At 65.8% G+C, this 17787-nt stretch carries 19 protein-coding genes and 1 riboswitch; of the genes, 12 read left to right on the forward strand and 7 right to left on the reverse strand.

What is annotated here, in order from left to right:
• Positions 1–27: 27 nt before the first annotated feature.
• From SSKA14_RS01220 to pnuC, 5 genes are all read left to right on the forward strand, one after another.
• Positions 28–666: a response regulator transcription factor gene (locus SSKA14_RS01220; protein ID WP_008268795.1), complete on the forward strand. Its 639-nt coding sequence runs from the start codon at positions 28–30 to the stop codon at positions 664–666.
• 346 nt (positions 667–1012) lie between these two features.
• A complete protein-coding gene (locus SSKA14_RS01225; protein ID WP_040006712.1) occupies positions 1013–1420 on the forward strand; it encodes a glycine zipper 2TM domain-containing protein in 408 nt (135 codons plus the stop codon).
• A 128-nt stretch (positions 1421–1548) separates the two neighbouring features.
• Entirely contained in the window at positions 1549–2673 is a 1125-nt protein-coding gene (locus SSKA14_RS01230; RefSeq protein WP_008264797.1) for a phosphotransferase, read from the forward strand.
• Between the two features lie 43 nt (positions 2674–2716).
• Positions 2717–2812, forward strand: a riboswitch (TPP riboswitch).
• A 69-nt stretch (positions 2813–2881) separates the two neighbouring features.
• A complete protein-coding gene (locus SSKA14_RS01235) occupies positions 2882–5071 on the forward strand; it encodes a TonB-dependent siderophore receptor (protein ID WP_008265415.1) in 2190 nt (729 codons plus the stop codon).
• 8 nt (positions 5072–5079) lie between these two features.
• Positions 5080–5652: a nicotinamide riboside transporter PnuC gene (pnuC, locus tag SSKA14_RS01240; RefSeq protein WP_040009220.1), complete on the forward strand. Its 573-nt coding sequence runs from the start codon at positions 5080–5082 to the stop codon at positions 5650–5652.
• Between the two features lie 96 nt (positions 5653–5748).
• Here the strand turns inward: pnuC and SSKA14_RS01245 are convergent, their stop codons facing one another.
• Positions 5749–6165 carry a hypothetical protein gene (locus SSKA14_RS01245; protein WP_008266022.1) on the reverse strand — a complete coding sequence of 139 codons (417 nt, stop codon included), beginning with the start codon at positions 6163–6165 and terminating at the stop codon, positions 5749–5751.
• Positions 6166–6316: 151 nt separating this feature from the next.
• Positions 6317–7291 carry a Dyp-type peroxidase gene (locus SSKA14_RS01250; protein WP_008266715.1) on the reverse strand — a complete coding sequence of 325 codons (975 nt, stop codon included), beginning with the start codon at positions 7289–7291 and terminating at the stop codon, positions 6317–6319.
• 206 nt (positions 7292–7497) lie between these two features.
• On the opposite strand from SSKA14_RS01250, the gene SSKA14_RS01255 reads away from it, so the two are divergent.
• On the forward strand, positions 7498–8430 hold the full coding sequence (locus tag SSKA14_RS01255; protein ID WP_008268225.1) for a DUF6624 domain-containing protein: 933 nt from the start codon (positions 7498–7500) through the stop codon (positions 8428–8430).
• A gap of 21 nt (positions 8431–8451) precedes the next feature.
• Here the strand turns inward: SSKA14_RS01255 and SSKA14_RS01260 are convergent, their stop codons facing one another.
• Together SSKA14_RS01260 and SSKA14_RS01265 are read right to left on the reverse strand one after the other, a co-directional pair.
• The gene (locus SSKA14_RS01260) at positions 8452–8778 is read right to left on the reverse strand and encodes a hypothetical protein (RefSeq protein WP_008267217.1); all 327 of its coding nucleotides are present in this window, start codon (positions 8776–8778) and stop codon (positions 8452–8454) included.
• A gap of 169 nt (positions 8779–8947) precedes the next feature.
• Positions 8948–9523, reverse strand: a complete 576-nt coding sequence (locus tag SSKA14_RS01265; protein ID WP_008266099.1) for an Ax21 family protein — start codon at positions 9521–9523, stop codon at positions 8948–8950.
• A gap of 191 nt (positions 9524–9714) precedes the next feature.
• Between SSKA14_RS01265 and SSKA14_RS01270 the strand changes: the two genes are divergently transcribed.
• The 4 genes from SSKA14_RS01270 to SSKA14_RS01285 all read left to right on the forward strand — a co-directional run bounded on the left by SSKA14_RS01270 (position 9715) and on the right by SSKA14_RS01285 (position 13670).
• On the forward strand, positions 9715–10785 hold the full coding sequence (locus SSKA14_RS01270; protein WP_157635898.1) for a serine hydrolase domain-containing protein: 1071 nt from the start codon (positions 9715–9717) through the stop codon (positions 10783–10785).
• Positions 10786–11041: 256 nt separating this feature from the next.
• A complete protein-coding gene (locus SSKA14_RS01275; protein WP_004153561.1) occupies positions 11042–11314 on the forward strand; it encodes a hypothetical protein in 273 nt (90 codons plus the stop codon).
• Between the two features lie 158 nt (positions 11315–11472).
• Positions 11473–12159, forward strand: coding sequence for a hypothetical protein (locus SSKA14_RS01280; protein WP_008265254.1), 687 nt, complete (start codon positions 11473–11475; stop codon positions 12157–12159).
• A 371-nt stretch (positions 12160–12530) separates the two neighbouring features.
• Complete coding sequence (locus SSKA14_RS01285; protein WP_008266535.1) at positions 12531–13670, forward strand: serine hydrolase domain-containing protein; 1140 nt, start codon at positions 12531–12533, stop codon at positions 13668–13670.
• 99 nt (positions 13671–13769) lie between these two features.
• On the opposite strand, the gene SSKA14_RS01290 is transcribed toward SSKA14_RS01285, so the two are convergent.
• Complete coding sequence (locus SSKA14_RS01290; RefSeq protein ID WP_157635900.1) at positions 13770–14138, reverse strand: hypothetical protein; 369 nt, start codon at positions 14136–14138, stop codon at positions 13770–13772.
• Between the two features lie 434 nt (positions 14139–14572).
• Between SSKA14_RS01290 and SSKA14_RS01295 the strand changes: the two genes are divergently transcribed.
• The gene (locus SSKA14_RS01295; protein WP_157635901.1) at positions 14573–15148 is read left to right on the forward strand and encodes a DUF2306 domain-containing protein; all 576 of its coding nucleotides are present in this window, start codon (positions 14573–14575) and stop codon (positions 15146–15148) included.
• Here SSKA14_RS01295 and SSKA14_RS01300 read toward each other — a convergent pair.
• Positions 15134–16261 (reverse strand): helix-turn-helix transcriptional regulator, encoded by a 1128-nt coding sequence (locus SSKA14_RS01300; protein WP_008266646.1) that lies wholly within the window; start codon positions 16259–16261, stop codon positions 15134–15136. The two genes, SSKA14_RS01295 and SSKA14_RS01300, sit on opposite strands and share 15 nt — an antisense overlap.
• 122 nt (positions 16262–16383) lie before the next feature.
• Complete coding sequence (locus tag SSKA14_RS01305; RefSeq protein WP_040006718.1) at positions 16384–17067, reverse strand: Ivy family c-type lysozyme inhibitor; 684 nt, start codon at positions 17065–17067, stop codon at positions 16384–16386.
• 113 nt (positions 17068–17180) lie between these two features.
• Between SSKA14_RS01305 and SSKA14_RS01310 the strand changes: the two genes are divergently transcribed.
• Positions 17181–17657: a nuclear transport factor 2 family protein gene (locus SSKA14_RS01310; RefSeq protein WP_050413325.1), complete on the forward strand. Its 477-nt coding sequence runs from the start codon at positions 17181–17183 to the stop codon at positions 17655–17657.
• The last annotated feature ends 130 nt before the right edge of the window (positions 17658–17787 follow it).

The raw sequence follows: 17787 nt of genomic DNA on the forward strand, positions 1-17787 counted from the left end.
CGGCCTGCCCGGTGGTCATACTAGAGCATGAGCTTGCGCATCATCATCGCAGACGACCACCCGGTGGTCCGTATCGGCACCCGCGCCGTCATCGAATCGAGCGGGGTGGGCCGCGTGGTCGGCGAAGCCGACAGTGCACAGGCGTTGATGGCCCTGCTGGGCAGCCAGCCCTGCGACCTGCTGGTCACCGACTACTCCATGCCCGGCAGCCCCCAGGCCGATGGCTTTGCCATGATCGGCATGATCCGCCGTCGTCATCCCGAGCTGCCGGTGCTGATGCTGAGCGTTTCCAACAACCTGGCGATCCTGCGCATGGTGCTCGACAGCGGTGTGCTCGGCCTGGTCGACAAGAGCTCGTCGATGGACGAACTACCGCAGGCCATCCAGGCGGTCTACCGTGGCCAGGCCTACATCAGCCGCAGCCTGCGCGAGCGGGTCGAGGCCGCGGGCGGCTGGCGCATGCGCGAGGGCGACGGCAAGCCGCTATCGCCCCGTGAAGTGGAGGTGCTGCGGCTGCTCGGCACCGGCATGACCGTAAAGGAAATCTCGCTGCAGCTGCACAAGAGCGTCAGCACCATCAGCCGCCAGAAGGGCGACGCCATGCTCAAGCTGGGCCTGAAGGGCGACGCGGAACTGTTCGATTACCTGCGCGACGGCAATATCTGAGTTCCGGCGCGCATGACCCGCGCGCCGATGCTGCTGCACCAGCAGCAGGAACACCGCCAGGGACGGACCCGCCCGGCGCCTCGGACGATGCCGGGCCGGGCTGCGGAAGCCTTGCCGGACAAGGGCAGGGCACATCACACGCCGCCGCTTTCCCAACTGCCGGCTGAGCGGCCGGGTCCGCTTTCAGCCTTGCTTCATGCCTTCTGCCGCTAGATGAATGCGCAAGCCGCACGGTGCGCCAGGCAATGTTCCGGCAATGTTGGAACGCCAGCGTGGACACCACGGCAGCCGGGGCGCCCCGCGCCCTCCCTGCCCAGCGTGGCATGCACCTCACAGGAGAACGAACATGCTCAGTACTTCCACACTCAGCTTCCGTGGTCTGGCGATGGCCCTGGCACTGGTGGCCGGTGTCGCCGTGGTCAGCGATGCCAGCGCGATGTCGAGGAAGGACAAGCGCACCCTGGTTGGCGCCGTGGTCGGTGGCGTGGCCGGCAACCTGCTCTCCAACGGCGACCCTGCCGCGACCGTCGGCGGTGCCGTGGCCGGCGGCGCGATCGGCAACCTGACCACCTCCGACCGCCGCGACCGTCGCTATTACGACAACCGCTACTACGACAACCGCTACGACCGCCGTTATGACCGTGGTTACTACCGCAGCGGCTATTACGACCGTGGTGACGACCGCCGTTGGCAGCGCGATCGCTATTACGACAACCGCTACTACAACGACCGCGGCCGTCATCGCGGCTGGTAAGCGGCGGCACGGCACACCGCGAGCGGGCGCAGGGACGGGCGGGTCGATGACCCGCCCGTTTGCGTTGGCCGCGGGCATGGCGTTGAATGCGCAGCCTTGGATGTGACTTTCCCCTTTCGGGCTGCGGCATGACTTCTTCCTCCCACCGCGTGCAGGGCCTCAACAACGACGAGGTCGCCGCCGACTGGCCACCGATCAGCGCGCGGGACATCGGCTGGCTGCGCGAGCACTACCCGCAGCTTGACGGGCAAAGCCACGCACGCTGGCACAGCCCGCGGCCACTGTCGGCCGCCGCCATTGTCGACGGCACGCATGGTGCGGTGTTCATCAAGCGCCATCACCACAGCGTGCGCAGCGCGGCCTGCCTGGAAGAAGAGCACCGCTTCATCGCGCATCTCGCGGCGGCAGGCGTACCCGTGGTGCAGGTGCTGGCGGCCGCCGATGGCCATACCGCCGTCGAACAGGGCGAGTGGACCTTTGAACTGCACGCCATTGGCGTAGGCGACGATCTGTACCGCGATGCAGTGTCGTGGTCGCTGCTGACCGATGTCGCGCAGGCCCGCGAAGCCGGCCACATGCTGGCCCGGTTGCACCAGGCTTCGGCCAGCTACCACGCACCCCAGCGCAGCACCCATCTGCTGGTCGCGCGCGACGATCTGATCCGTGCCGACGATCCGATTGCAGCGATCAAGGCGGACCTGCCCACACGCCCCGGCCTGGCCCGCTACCTCGCACGCATCCCGTGGGAAGCCCAGCTGCGCCGCGATGTATTGTCGTGGCACAGCGGCCTGGCCGAGCGCCTGCGCGACGAACCCCGGCTATGGGCGCACAACGACTGGCACGTCTCCAACCTGCTGTGGCGCGACGGCCAGGTCAGCACCGTGCTGGATTTCGGCCTGGCCTCGCCCACCAGCGCACTGTTCGACCTCGCCACCGCGATCGAGCGCAACGCGGTGGCGTGGCTGCAGCTGGAGCGTGGCATGGAGGCAGTACGCATCGACATCGCACTGGCGTTGCTCGATGGCTATCGGCAGGTGCTGCCGCTGTCGGCCACGCGCGTGCACCTGCTGGCCGACCTGCTGCCGATGGTCCATTTCGACTTCGCACTGTCCGAAGTGGAGTACTTCGAAGGTGTCACCGGCTCGACCGCGAATGCCGACGTGGCCTGGCAACCCTTCATGCTGGGGCATCCGGCATGGTTCCACAGCCCACCCGGGCAGGCACTGCTGCAGGCCCTGCATGCCGCGGCATGAACGCCACCGGCTCGCAAATCCGTACCATTTGTAGTGAAATGGTCACCTGAAGCGGGGGTGCCTGGATCTGCCAGGCTGAGAGAGTCCCTTGGAACCTGATCCGGTTTGCACCGGCGTAGGGAGCTTTGAGCCGCAGCCACACCCCCGTCATGGGCCGTGCACCTGCGCGCCGTCGCTTCGTCTCCCTTGTTGTCCGAAGACGAACCGAATGAACCGCTGCCTGCGCCCCACCCTGCTTTCCCTCGCCCTCTGCGCCGCGCTGCCGCTGCATGCCAGCGAGGCCGACGCTGCTCCCGATGCGGCTGCCACCGGCACCGAACGTTCGCCCACCGAACTGGCGGCGGTGCGCGTGCAGGCCGGCAGACCGAAGGCGGATACCTCACGCGTGAATGCCTTCGGTGGCGGTTCGTGGAAGGACACGCCAGCTTCGGTGAACGTGCTCGAGCGCGACTACCTTGATCGCCGCCAGGTGCGTTCGCTGTCCGAGCTGGCCAGCAACGATGCCTCGCTGGGTGATGCGTATGCACCCGTGGGCTATTACCAGAACATCGCCATCCGCGGTTTCGCGCTGGATGCCGCCACCGGCTATCGCTTCAACGGCCTGTCCATCGCTGGCGAACAGCGCCTGGCGCTGGAGAACGTGCAGGCGGTGGAAATCCTCAAGGGTGAAGCCGGCCTGGCCGCCGGCGTGATGGCGCCGGGCGGCATCATCAACTACATAGGCAAGCGTCCGGCCGAAGTGCGCACCGCCACGCTCGGCACCGATTCGGAAGGCTCGCGCTACGTCGCCGTCGATGTCGGCCACTGGATCACCCCGCGCTTCGGCTTGCGCCTGAATGCCGCCTGGGATTCCAGCAATTCCTACGTCGAGCACGCCGATGGCCGCCGCAACTTCTACTCGCTGGCCGCCGACTGGCTGATCGGCGAACGCGGCAAGCTGGAAGTGGATGCCAACTACCAGACCAGCTCGCAGCGCTCGGTGTCGGGTTACCAGCTGCTGGGCGCGCGTGACCTGCCGCGCGGCGTCGACCGCGAGTACCTGCTCGGCTACCAGCCGTGGCAGCGCCCGGTGGATATCGCCAGCACCAACATCACCGCCCTGCACACCTACGACTTCAACGACGCGTGGCAGTCGCGCGTCTCGGTCGGCCACAGCCGCTCGGTGATCGATGACAACGTCGCCTTCGCCTACGGCTGCTATTACGCCGCGCAATGCGCCGATGGCAGCGTGCCGGGCAACTACTTCGCCCCCAATGGCGACTACGACGTCTACGACTACCGCAGCCCCGACGACACCCGGCGCAACCAGCAGGCGCGTGCCGAGCTGCGTGGCCGCTTCGAGACCGGCACTGTCGGCCACCAGCTGACCGTCGGTGCCGACTACTTCCGCCGTACCGTGGACAAGCGGCCCAGCGTCAACGAGTACGTCGGCACCAGCAACATCCACGACACGCAGGTGCCGGTGTTCGAGCCGTCGCCGAAGATGCCGGGGCCGTCCGCGCGACGCCTGGATAGCCGCCAGACCGCATTCTTCGCGCTGGACCGGATGAGCTTCGGTGACGACTGGCAATGGCTGGCCGGTGGCCGCTTCGTGCGCCTGGATGAACGCGCGTACGACAAGCGCGGCACCCCACAGCGCCACAGCCGCCTGTCGCGCTTCCTGCCGCAGACCGCGCTGGTGTGGAAGGCGACTGACCAGCTCAATGCCTACGCCAGCTACGTGCGCGGCATTTCATTGGGCCAGGAAGCGCCGTTCTGGACCAGCAATGCCGATACCTTCCTGCCGTCGGTGCAGTCGCGGCAGCTGGAAGTGGGCGTGAAGTACGTGCCGGTCGAGGCGCTGACGCTGGGCGCGGCGGTGTTCCGCATTTCGCAGCCGTACCAGTACGCCAAGCCGGACAACAGCGACGTCGGTTACACCTTCGTCGAGGAAGGCACGCAGACCCACACCGGCCTGGAACTGACCGCCAACGGCCAGCTGACCGATGCGCTGCAGATCGTGGCCAGCGCCAGCGTGCTGCAGGCGCGTGCACGCGACACCGGCACGCCAGCCTATGAAGGCCATCAGCTGGTGAACGTGCCGAAGGTGCGCGCCAGCGTGCACCTGGCCTACGCGCTGCCGTTCGTGCAGGGCCTGGAAGTGACCGGGGGCTGGCGTTATGCCGGCGCCAATGTCGCACGTGCCGACGGCGGCGTGCGTGCACCGGACTACTCGGTGTTCGATGCCGGCCTGCGTTTCCAGCATCGCCTGCACGAACGTGCGGTGACCTGGAACCTGTCAGTGGACAACGTGTTCAACCGCTTCTACTGGCGCGATACCGGCAGCAGCGGCGGTGACTACTACCTGTTCCCCGGCGCACCGCGACAGGCGCGCCTGTCGGTGACGTTCGCGCTGTGAGCGGCGTCGTGCTCGAGTGGACCGCCGCGCTGTGCAGCGTGCTTGGCGTCTGGCTGATGGCCCGGCGCCGGCTGTCGGCATGGCCGGTGGGCCTGTTGTCGGTGACGTTGTACGGGCTGGTGTTCGCCGAAGCCAAGCTGTACTCGGACACCCTGCTGCAGGTCGCCTTCGGCGGCTTCCTGGTCTACGGCTGGCTCAACTGGCGCCAGCATGCGGCCGACGAGGGCAGCATCCGTATCGTGCCGCTGCCGCGCGGAAAGCTGCTGCGCGACCTGGCCATCGGCCTGTGTGGCGGCGTGGCGCTGGGCGCGGCCATGCACACCTTCACCGATGCCGCGCTGCCGTGGCTGGACGCGATGCTGACCGCGCTGAGCCTGGTCGGCCAGTGGTGGCAGGCACGCCGCCACGTGGCGTGCTGGTGGGTGTGGATCGCAGTGGACGTGGTCTATGTGGGCGCCTACCTGTTCAAGTCGCTGCACGTGACCGCGGCGCTGTACGTGTTCTTCCTCGGCCTGGCCGTGTTCGGCCTGCGCGCGTGGAGCGCAGCCGCGCGCGAGCCGCAGGGTGCACCCGTACGTTGATAAGGAGGGCCGGACTGTGCGCTGGCCATCCACAGTAGAGCCACGCCATGCGTGGCTGAGGGGTCACCAGTAGGCGCATCCGCGCAGGGCGTGGCTCTACTTCGGTTCCAGCGCCAGGCCCAGCCGCAGCGGCTGGCGCATGTCCGGCGGCGGCGCCTGCAGGCGCGCGGCCAGCAGCGCCGCGCGCAGATCCGCGTCCACCTGCCGGTCGCCCAGGCTGTCGAATTCCAGTTTCGAGATGCGGCCATCGGCGGCGATCCACACGCTGACCGACAACGGCATCGGCGCATCCGGGTGTGCCTGCAGCCATTCCATCACGCGCTGTACCTGCGGATCCTGTTCCAGCTGCAGCCGCTGCTGCAGCTGGCCGCCTACGGCGGCGGCATAGGCCATCCAGTGCGCAGGAGCGTCCTGCGCGGACACGCTGGCACTCCCCAGTGCCAGCGCGCCGAACACCGCGGCCAATGGCCGCCACCAGCGCCGTGCGCCGGTCCTGTTCCCTGTCATGGCCATCGCCTGCCTCCTGCGCTCCCATCCAGCGCGCCATGGTCGGCGTCGTAGATGACAGGCAGATGGCGGAGGGTAGAGTCGAGCTTGCTCGACTGCCTTGGCCTGGTTATGGCGCAGTCGAGCAAGCTCGACTCTACGGCCGCGTACCCGGCGATCAGTCGCCCAGATCGGCCAGCACCTTGCGCGCGGGCGCGAAGAAGGTCACGCCGGTGACGGCGGTGGAGAAGTCGAGGATGCGGTCGTGCAGCGGCGCAGGATTACCGATGAACATGCGTTCCAGCATCGTCTCGATCACCCACAGGCGGCGCGTGTAGCCGATGAAGTAGGTACCGTACTCGCCACGGCCCGGCGTGGCGAACGGCATGTTGTCGCGCAGGATCTCGTGCTCGCCGTCGGCGTCCTCGATCGTGCACAGCGTCTTGTGCGACTTCTGCGCATCGGCCGGCGCGTCGTCCAGTTCGATGTTGTCGTGCTTGGTGCGGCCGATGATCGCTTCCTGGGCTTCGGTCTTCTGCGCGCGCCACGCATCGAGGTTGTGCAGGTACTTCTGCACCACCACGTAGCTGCCACCGGCGTGTTCCGGATCCTCGTCACCGACGATGGTGGATTCCGGCAGTGACAGCCCTTCCGGGTTGGCGGTGCCGTCGACGAAATCGAGCAGGTCACGGCCATCGAAATATCGGAAGCCGGCTACGTCATCAACGGTTTCCACCGCATCGCCGAAGGCCATCAGCAGATTGCGTTCGAATGCCACGATCAGATCCATGGTGCGCGCGCGGATGTGGTACAGCAGGTCGCCCGGCGTGGAAACCGCCGTGTGGGTGGCGCCCTTGATCTCGCGGAACGGCTTCAGTTCGCGCGGCGGCGTGCTGCCCACCAGCGGCTGCCATACGCGATGACCGATGGCCACGTTGCAGGTGAAGGTGCGCTCGATCTCGCGGATGGCGGTGTTCTTGATCAGGTCATCGGTACTGGCCAGCACCTCGCGCACCCTGGCGATGGAATCGGCATCGTCCTTCACCTTCAACACCAGGAACGCGGCCGAATGGGTCAGCGGCGCGGTGATCTGCTGCGGCTCGTTGTCGAGCGTGTGGTTGAGGGCGGTGATCGGTGCGGGCTGGGAGTTCACGGCGGTTCCTGCTGCTGGCTTGAGGCGGGCGCATCGCGCGTGGCGATGTGCGGGCGATCATAGCCGAAGCCCCTGGCCGGCGACGGAGCGGTTCTCAGTACGCAGCCGATGCCACGTCAGTTTGAGACGGGAGCACGACGCTGCTAGCCTGCACCCATGAGGCCTGCGGCAGCGGCCATCCAAGCACTTCACGGAGGAAGAAGCTGATGTCCCACGCATCGATGCAGTGGCTGCACGCACCCGTCGCAACCGTCGCCCTCGCACTGCTGTTGAGCACACCGCTTCGTGCGCATGCCGCAGTCGAGGATCCCTTCTTCACCGCCCTTGACCGCTACAGCGCCGATGACTTCGGCGAATGCGCGCGGCTGCTCGGCGAGCTGTTGCAGCGTGGCGGCCACTTCCCCGATGGCGGCGAACTGCTGCTGGTTGAATGCACCGCCGCTGCCGGCGACCGCGGCCAGGCAATGGACTACGTGAACCAACTGCAGCCCAGCGGACGCCTGTCATTCGATGATCTGCTGCACAAGGATCGACCGGGCCTGAACGCCCTGCGTGCCGATCCGGCGTGGCCGGACATGCGGCGGCGCGTGGAAGCCGCCGAGCGGCAACGCCTCGCCCGGCTGGATGCGCCGCTGCGCAGGGAACTGCTGGAGCGCGCCGCACGTGACCAGACCGCCCAGCATGTGGCCATCGACGCGGGGGGTGGCGATGCGTTCAAGGGCGTGGCGCCGGTAGCCCGGGCCAATGCCGATTGGTTGAAGTCCGTGATTGCCGACAAGGACTGGCCGACCTATTCGCAGGTCGGCCATGACGGGGCCAAGGCGGCGTGGTTGATCGTCCAGCATGCCGATCACGATCCCGCGTTCCAGGCACAGGTGCTGCCACTGGTCGAGCACGCGGCGAAGGGCGGCGAGGCCGACCTTCCCGATCTGGCCTTGCTGACCGATCGCGTACTGCTCGCGCAGGGCAAGCCGCAGCGTTACGGCAGCCAGTTCACCACCGCCGGCGACGGCACGATGGAGCTGCGCCCTACCGAAGACATGGACGGACTGGACGCACGCCGCCAGGCCATGGGGCTGCAACCGCTGGCGCAGTACAAGGCCGTGCTGTCAGAGGCCTATCGCAAGCCGGTCCGCTAGGGCTGTATCAACCAGGGCGCATCACGGGTCGCTGCAGACGTCGTACTGATGTGGATGGGTCCAGGCGATGCGCAGATACGCACCCTCGAGCAGGCCGCGGTCGCGAAGCCAGGCAAACACCTCGGCCGGGCTCCACTCGCGGCCGGCCGAGAACGCTACACCGAGATCACGCAGCGCGGCGAACAGGCGGGCTTTGCCGAGGTCGTCGCCCACTTCAGCACGCAGGGTAGGCAGCACGCCCTCGAAGCCGAGCGCCTGAAGCGCCGCGTGCGCGTCTGCGTCCAGCAGCACCACCTGTACGGTATTGCCGCCGGCCTGCTGCACATACGCGGAAATGGGGGTCAGCATGCGCTGGACTCTGCTTGGCTCGGCCCCAGTATGCCCGCTCCACGGCGCGCAATGGTTCCGCTGCAGTCCACAAAAAAGTGAAGCCCGGCGCGAGGCCGGGCTTCGGTTGGCGTGTGGGAGAGAGAGAGAGTCACACGCCAGCACAACACGCACTAACGACAGGCGTTTGTTACCAGGTGAAGCGCGGGCCCACGAACCACTCGCGGTCGCCGGCCTTGGCCAGCTTCACTTCGCCACTCAGGCCCCAGTTCTGGTTGAACTTGGCGGTGGCGCCGACGCGGCCGTAGAACTCGCCGTCCGGGTTGTAGCCATGCTTCTTGGTGTAGTCCTCGTAGCCGGCCATCACGTAGCCTTCCACGTACGGGTTGAACGCGGTGCGCACGCCCACTTCAGTGGAGTAGCCGTTGAAGTCCAGGCCATGCTTCATGTCGTACTTCTGGTACGCAACACGGGCCACCAGGTCGGTGTTCGGTGCGATGCCGTAGTTGTAGCCGACGCCCAGGCGCCACTGGTCGACGTCGTTCTTGAACTTGTCGGTCTCCTGCGCGCTGTAGTCGCCGAAGATGTGGAAGTTCGGGTGCACCGCCACCGAACCCTTCACCTTCCAGCCATCGGCGTCGCCGCCCTTGGCATCGGTGTTCACATAGCCGCCTTCAACGTAGTTGTACGACAGGCCGTCGGTTGCCGATGCAGCGAACGGCAGAGCAGCCAGAAGACCCAGGGCAAGCAGCGAATTCTTGTTCATCGGGACACACCTTTAATTATTTTGGTTTCGTCGACCGCCTCCCGGGAGGGGGAGAGAGAGGAGGCGATCGACAGGTGTGAATTATCCGTTAGGGGGTCTAATCGACCCTGAATATTGAACTGACTGGTGTATAAATAAGGCTCCCGTTCAGGGAACTTGGCCTGCGCAGCATTCGAACCCAGGGTTGCAAGATGAAGAGACTGGCGTGCCTGCTTCTGCTGCTCACGATGTGGATGCTTCCCTACGGCGCGAATGCGGCCCCTTCCGCAGTGGGGGTCAATGCAGCCGCGCTGGATGACTTCTTCGATCAGGTAGAGAAAAGCAATGCGGGCGTCGGCAGCCTGTCCATCTTCAGGAACGGGCAGCAGGTCTACAACAGAAGTTTCGGGCAGAAGCACCTGCCGCCCACCGTGTACGACGCCGACACCCGCTACCCGATTGCCTCAGTGACCAAGATGGTCACCGCCATCCTGGCGTTCAAGCTGATTGAAGAGGGGCGGTTGAGCCTGGACGATCACCTCTCGGACTTCTTCCCCGACATGCCGTCGGCGCAGCAGATCACCGTCGGCCATCTGCTGGCGCATACCAGTGGCCTGGGCAACTTCGCGATAAAGGATGGCGCGGTCTGGGTGGTGGACGAGGTGAGCCAGGCGCGGATTCTCGACGAGATACGAAAGCAGGGCACTGCGTTCAAGCCAGGTGCGCGCGTGGCCTACTCCAACTCTGCCTACCTGCTGCTGCGGATGATCCTGGAGCAGCGTTATGGCGTGGACTACCAGCACATCGTCGAACAGCAGATTGCGCAACCGCTTGGGTTGCAGCACTTTGCTGCGGCACCGTCGCACGTCGACAATACCTTCAAGTCCCATGCATACGCAGGGCAGTGGAACGAGATCAAGGACATCGCGTATACCAACGTGATCGGTGTGGGCGACATCGCCAGCACCACGCACGATCTGAACGTGCTGATCAACGCGCTGTTCCACAACCAACTGCTGCGCGGGGAAACCGTCGACCAGATGATGCCGGTTGCCGGCACAGGCTGGGGAAAAGGACTGGCCGAGTTCCCGTTCGGAGAGCGGCGCTTCCTGGGCCACGGTGGCGACGTACTGGGCTCCCATTCGCGGGTCATCTACAACCCCGTTGATGATCTGGCGATCGCATACGCCACCAATGGCGAACGCATTCCGACATCCGATTTCCTGCAGATCATCGTCAGCATCGTCTACGGGAACGGCTTCACACTGCCGGCGCTGAAATAGCCGCGTTTCCGCCTCGCATGAATGCGCAGAAGCCTCGCAGGGTGACATCGGCTTCATACGGATGAATTGGCACTTCTGAACAGGCGCAAGGCGATCCGCCGGCATGCATCAGTTCGCCTGATCCCGCTTGTTAATGCTGGGTCAGAAGCAGGCTTCACAGCCCTTCCACGTATTCAAATTGCAGCTGAAAGCGCTTGTCAGCGACGGGAACAAACGCCGCTATATTCCAGCTTCCCCAGACGAAGGAGGGAGTGCAATGAACCTGAACCCGCAACACATGAAGTCGGCCCGCGCACTTGCTGTCGCGCTCATCGCCACCGTGAGCCTTGGCGCCTGCGCCTCTTACAAGAACGAGTTTGCAACCATCAACTCGCGTCTCGATCAGCTCGACGTCAAGGTGCAGGGTGCTGCGCAGAGCGCGGAGTCCGCCAACCAGTCCGCACAGCAGGCCAACCAGCGCCTGGACCAGATCGAAGGCCGCGTCCAGCAGCTTGAAAGGGCACCCGCCGGCCGCAAGCCGCGCGGCTGATCGCTCCCTCACCGTTTGAATTGATCCATCTCTGCATCGGGAACCAGTGGCCTTCGCCGGCCACTGGCATCCTTCCAGCCGAAACTGCATTGCCAAGGAGTCGTCCCATTCGCATCTACTCCTCCCCCGCACGCCGCGTCCTGCATGCCGCACTGGTCATGGCGCTGGCCGTTGCGTGCAGCGGCGTCGCCAACGCCAGGGACAAGGACGCTCCTGCACCACCGGTGGCCGCCGTTGATGAACTTCCGCCCGACCAGAGCGTGTCCGAAACGGTGATCGAGCTGGCCGGGTGGGTGGTCGCCAGCAAGGACAACCAGGGCTATCCATTTGCAGTCATGGACAAGGCGGCGGCGCAGGTGCTGGTCTTCAGCGGGGAGGGCAAGCTGCGTGGCGCGGCACCGGCGCTGTTCGGATCGGCCATCGGCGATCACTCCGCACCCGGCGTCGCCAAGCTCGCGCTGAGTGCGATTCCCGGCCACGACCGCACCACGCCTGCCGGCCGCTTCATTGGTGGCTACGGCCCCTCCGACGATGCCGGGCGCGTGTTGTGGGTGGACTACGATTCCGCCGTGTCGATGCATCCGCTGCCGCCGGGCAGCCCGAAGGAAAAGCGCGCCGAACGGTTGGCCTCGCCCACGCCGGACGACAACCGCGTCACCCATGGCTGCATCAATGTCTCGCCCGCGTTCTACGAGCAGATCGTGCAGTCCACGTTCGAGAAGGGTGGCGTGTTCTACATCCTGCCGGACAAGGATTCGATCGCGAAGACGTTCCCGGCATTCGCGCAGAGCCGGGGTGACGCAAAGGACGAAGACGACAAGGGCGCACGGCGCGCAAGCAAGTAGCGGCGCAGCCCTACATGCCTCTGCGATAGTCGTCGCCATGGCCGACCTCGCCCATCAGCCACGGCGGGCTCTTGCTGACGCTGCACAGCGACACAGTCGATGGCATGTCCTCCTGCCTGGCCGCTCTCTACGAGACGTTGGGACGTTGACCGGAGTCGTTCGGCGGACAGGCCGAACGCAACCATCAATGCATGCCTGATACTTGCGCAAGCGGGGTGAATCAGGTTGATCGCCTCCGCCATGCCATGCCCTTGAGTCCGCTCGGGCATCCCCTGCGCAGTTGGCTCACCTCAGGCCGCTAAACCACCATGCACAGCAGATCCGTTCGACCCCCAGGACTTCGCCGGGTTCCGCTGCACAACCCCTTGTGGATGGCCGCTGTTCTACTGAGCACACTCAGCGCCGCCGCGCAGGCATCACCGTCCCGCCCGGTTGAGCAGGCGCCATCTTTCGCGCATGTCATCGAACGCGAAGTTCCCATCATCATGAAAGAGGCCCATATCCAGGGAGCCGCCGTGGGATTGATCGTCGGCGGCAGGCTGGTCTATGCGCAGGGGTTCGGCTACGCCGACCACGCCGGCAAGGTACGGGTGACGCCAGACACGGTATTTGTCGCAGCATCGCTGTCCAAACCCATTGCCAGTTGGGTCACGATGCGCCTCGCCCAACAAGGGCGCTTCCACCTTGATGACATCGTCGCCGATGCCGTAGTGCCCTGGCCGTTGGCCAACGGGCCGTACGACCACCGCAGGATCACCTACCGCCATCTGCTCTCACACACAGCTGGAACCAGTCTGGGCGGTTATCAAGGCTGGCTGGATTTCAAGGAACTACCCACGCTTGAGCAGTCACTGGCGGGCAGAACCAACGGACGCGGTGCTGTCGAACTCGTCGCACCCGCTGGCAGCAGGTTCCAGTACTCCGGCGGCGGCTACACCCTGTTGCAGCTGGCCATCGAACGAACAACCCACCGTCGTTACCAGGATCTCGCGCGTGAGCTGGTATTCGAACCGCTGGGCATGACCCGCAGCAGCGTGGCGATGACGCCGGCGGTGCTGGCGGGTGCCGCGGAAGGGCACGGCGACGACGGCGCGCCCACGCCAATGCGCTACTACGTCGAGCAGGTGCCGTCGACGCTGACCACCAGCGTTCGGGACTTCTCCCGCTGGATGATCGCGGGCATGCAGGGCACTGCGGGCGTGCATCCTTTGCAGGAGTCCGCGCTCGCGCAGCTCCATTCGCCTGCACACCTGAGCACGCCGCGTGCGGCTGACGAAGCGGTCTACGGTCTTGGCCATTTCATCGAGCACCTGCCCGACGACAGCCTTGCCGTCGGTCATGACGGGCGCAATCAGGCGGGCTTCCGTGCCAGGTTCCTGATGCGGCCCGCGTCGGCGGACGGCATCGTATTCTTCAGCAACTCCCGCACGGGCCTGGCGCTGGACCGCATCGTCTGCCTGTGGGGCGCTGATGCGGCAAAGGCTGATCCTGCAAAGGAGTGCCGCAAGTGAATGCGTGGAGGATGCGCGACGGCTCCGGTTCCGCAGTGGCCAGTCAGGCGTGCACTGCCGGCGGGAAGCGGGTTCGATGGTGTTCTCGGTCGAAGACGCTCACCCCTCCCGTTGACGTTCGTTCGCACGAGCATGCTCAACGGCACGTTGCAGTGAATCGAAGTGAAGCTCGTCAACTGCGAAGTACTCACCGTTGCTTGATATACCGTACCTGCGCATGAGCTTTCGGTCTGCAACCGAGAGGCGCAACGGCCAGTTTGGATTGGCAAGCGTCAGCGACCCGAATCGATGCAGGATCACTTCACCGATGAAGAGCGCCGGGAGGATGTGCGCCCCCATGATCGCGAAGTTGGTCAGGCTCCCCCTGTCGAGGTGGCCCGCTTCGGTGTAGGCGGCGAAGGGCGCCCACAACGGCCTGAGAAGGACAATCAACAGGACCATCAATGCAGCACTGATGACAGCGGTCACCGCACGAAGCGGCCAGCGGAATCTGACCGGCGCGCGGCAATGCGTGCAAAGGAACTGCCGATCACCCAGCCAATGGCGCGGGATGGGCTTCGTGCAATGAGGGCAAGCCAGTCTTCTTCCCACGTCCGCCTCGCCAGACTGCTGATCCTTGTGGAAGCCCCGGGGTGCGTTGCCGGCCCCACGTTGGCGGAGCTTAGGCCCGGGCAACCCCGCAGACAAGCGGGGCAACCCTCCTGCTGAAGCAACCTGATCGCCCCACGCGCGCCGCACCGGTTCAGCTCGTACAGGTACGACTCCGCCGATCCGGACGCTTTTCCCGCACCTCGCACCCACGCTGGAACCTCCGCCAACGCCGAGGTTCCGAGATGCCACACCGCTTTCCCAAGGTTGCCCGCTGGGCGGCTGGGCTGGTCTTCGCCCTGCTCTGCGCCGCCGTGGCCGCCTATGCCTTCACCGTGTTGTATGGCCAGCCACACCCGGACAACCGGTTGCAGATGAAGTTCGCGGCGTCCGGCCTGGACGTCCCCGCCCACCTCTTCGGCGGCGGGCTGGCCTTGTTGCTGGCGCCGTTGCAGATGAGCGGATGGGTGCAGCGACATCTCCCGCGGCTGCACCGGCTGAGCGGTGGCCTGTACGCAGGCGGCGTACTGGTTGCGGGATTGGGGGGCTTGTCACTGGCCCTGCATGCCGAAGGAGGAGCCCCTACCGGCATCGCCTTTGGCTTGTTGGCGCTGGCGTGGCTGGCCACCACCGGCCTCGGGATCGGTCACGCGCTGTCCGGCAACCTCGCCAGGCACCGGCAGTGGATGTGGCGCAGCATTGCCCTCACCGCGTCCGCAGTGACGTTCCGGTTGATTCTGGGCATCGGCCTGGGCGTGCTGCATCTGCCCTTCCCCCAGGTCTATCTGGCCGCCGCCTGGGGATGCTGGGTGTTCAACCTGGCACTCTGCGAACTTGTGCTGCGCTGGCCGCGGCGACCTCCGGCCACTGCATTGTCAGCGGCTCGGTGATTCCGGGGTGCCAGCCAACGCATGGCGCTTGCGGAAGGCACTGGGCGTTTCACCCAGCTGCCGCTTGAACGCCGCGTTGAACGTCGATTTCGACGTAAAGCCGCAGGCATAGGCGATGTCGAGAATGGTCCGGGTGTCAGCGCCATCGGCCAGATGGGAAGCGGCGGCTTCAATCCGCTGGCGGTTGATGTATTCCCAGAAATTCCCGCCGAAGCGGCGGTTGATCACCGCCGACACCAGATATTCGGGGTAGCCGGAGCGTTTGGCCAGCTGGCCGATGGTGAGCGCCGGTTCGCGGTAGAGCTGCTGTTGGGCCATCAGCTGCGACAGCCGCACCTCGACCTCGGCGACGCGTGAGTCGTCGTTGGCCGGTACCACTTCGCGGCTGGGGGGCGCCGGTTCCGGCGCAGGCTCGACCAGCACCGCCGTCTGGGTGAGGCTGAAGTAGCCCATCAGGAATACCCACGCTGCAACGAGGCCGTAGATCAGCGGATAGTCGATCCAGGGGATCCTGACCAGCCACTGCGTGGTGGCAATGAGCCAGATGAGGATCTGCGAGATCGCCATCGCATCGATCCAGTGCAGCGACATCCGGTCCACATCCGAACGCCGTTGCAGCAGCCCACGCCGATAGCGGCCGACCCGCAGCAGACCGGCAATCACATAGGAGAGGCTGTACGCGTACAGCACGATGTTCAGCCGCATCCATTCCAGTTCCGCGATGCCCGGCAACGTTCGCGCCAGCATGCCCTCGGCCGGCACCAATCCACGCAGGAAGAAGCCCGCATGCAGGGCCAGCACGATGAAGAATCCAGACAGATGCACAGCATCACGCCAGCGCGCGGCCCTGGCCTCGGTCAGGACCCGGACGTAGACATAGAACAGGCTGCCGTACAGGAACGGGAACAGGCCGACGAACCGCAGCGCCTTGGTGGGTGCGGCGTAGGACGGATCCCAGTAGAGCGCCTTCACCGCCAGATCGATGCCGATCAGCGCGATCCACATCGCCAGCACCCGGTTCGCCCCGGCATTGGCGGGCCGCCGCCACAGGGCCAGGGCAAGCAGCGCGGCCTGCGCGGCGCCAATGGCGAAGACGACGGTCCAGAAAGCCATGGAGAGAGGCCGATCGGCAACAGGTTGGGGTGGAAGCTTAGCAGCCGGTTTCCGGGCAGAAGAACAGGACGAACGGCCTACGCCCGGCCCAGCATGACCAGACGTTCCCCGCCGGCATCACCTCATTCGCAGAGCGCGCTGTCTTCCTTCAATGCGGCGTCATCCAGCGGGCGGACCTGTTCGATCTGCTCGCGTTGTTCGGCCGTGGGCTCGCCCAGCCACCACACCCGGCAGCGCGCGGTAAGGCGGCCGACCATCTTCGACTGATCGGGTGAGTACAGCATCGCCAGCGCGGTGCCGGGGCAGTCGTGGGCCTGGCAGGCGGCGTAGAACCACCAGGTCCCGTCCTGCAGTTGTTGCGGCCGGCCCGGTGCGCTGGGGCCACTGAGCAGGCGCACCCGCAGCGAGGGGATGTCCTTGTCGGACGATTCGGCCGCCGCCGTGTCCTTCATCAGCGCGTTGAACGCGGCCAGCACCTTCGGGTCCTTGCGGCCGCAGTCGTCCACGCTGTTGCCGCCGACCAGGGTAAAGAAGTACGTGGCCAATGGATTGTCGGCACAGGTCAGCTCGGCCTTCTGCGCCAGTGGCGGCTCGCTTTCCGGCTCGCCTTCGTTGTCCCACACCGACGGATCCACTCCGTCTTCGATGGACGGTTCACTCTCGACCACGGTGGTCGTCGCTGCCGGTGTTCCAGCAGGTGCGGCGGGTGCCACCGCAGGCATCGTTTCGACGGCCTTCTCCGGCGCCTGCCCGCAGGCCGCCAGCAGCGCGACCATCAGTGCCATCCCTGCAACCTGAAACTTCATTCCCTGTCCTTGTCTGATCTGCGATGCATGCGCCACGCCGGCGGCAGGGTGATTCTAACCAGCGGCGCGCTAGGATGCGTTCGCCGCTCCCGTCATCGCCAGGACCTGGACGCATGCGCCGTACACGACTCGCCGTGATCTTCTGCAGTGCCCTGTTGCTGGCAACGCCGGCCATCGCCAACGTTGCTGAAGGCGCGAAACCCGCACCACCGCTTCCCGATACCACCCTGCCTGCGCCGCTGGAGCGCGTGCTGCGCGACTACGAACAGGCGTGGCGCAAGGGGGATGCCAAGGCGCTCGCCCGGCTGTTCGCCGAGGATGGCTTCATCCTGCAGAGCAACCAGGCGCCAGTGCGCGGACGCAAAGCCATCGAGGCGGCGTACTCCGGCCAGAGCGGCAGCCCGTTGCGGCTGCGCGCGCTGGCGTATGCCGTGGAAGGGAACGTCGGCTACATCATCGGTGCCTACACCTTCGGCAACAACGTGGGGGACACCGGCAAGTTCACGCTGACGTTGAAGCGCGTCGGCGATGGGCCGTGGATGATCTTCTCGGACATGGACAACGGCAACGCGCCGCCACGGGCGCGGTGATCGGGCGTTGCAGCAAATCCACGCCATGCGTGGATATGCAGCGCGCGTGATGCCAAGCAAGCTTGGCACCCACCAGGGCCTGTCTCCGCCCGGCATCCGCAGGGTACTCCCTGATGAAAAAACCCCGGCG

This window comes from Stenotrophomonas sp. SKA14 (genome assembly GCF_000158575.1).
Taxonomy (GTDB): Bacteria; Pseudomonadota; Gammaproteobacteria; order Xanthomonadales; family Xanthomonadaceae; genus Stenotrophomonas; species Stenotrophomonas forensis.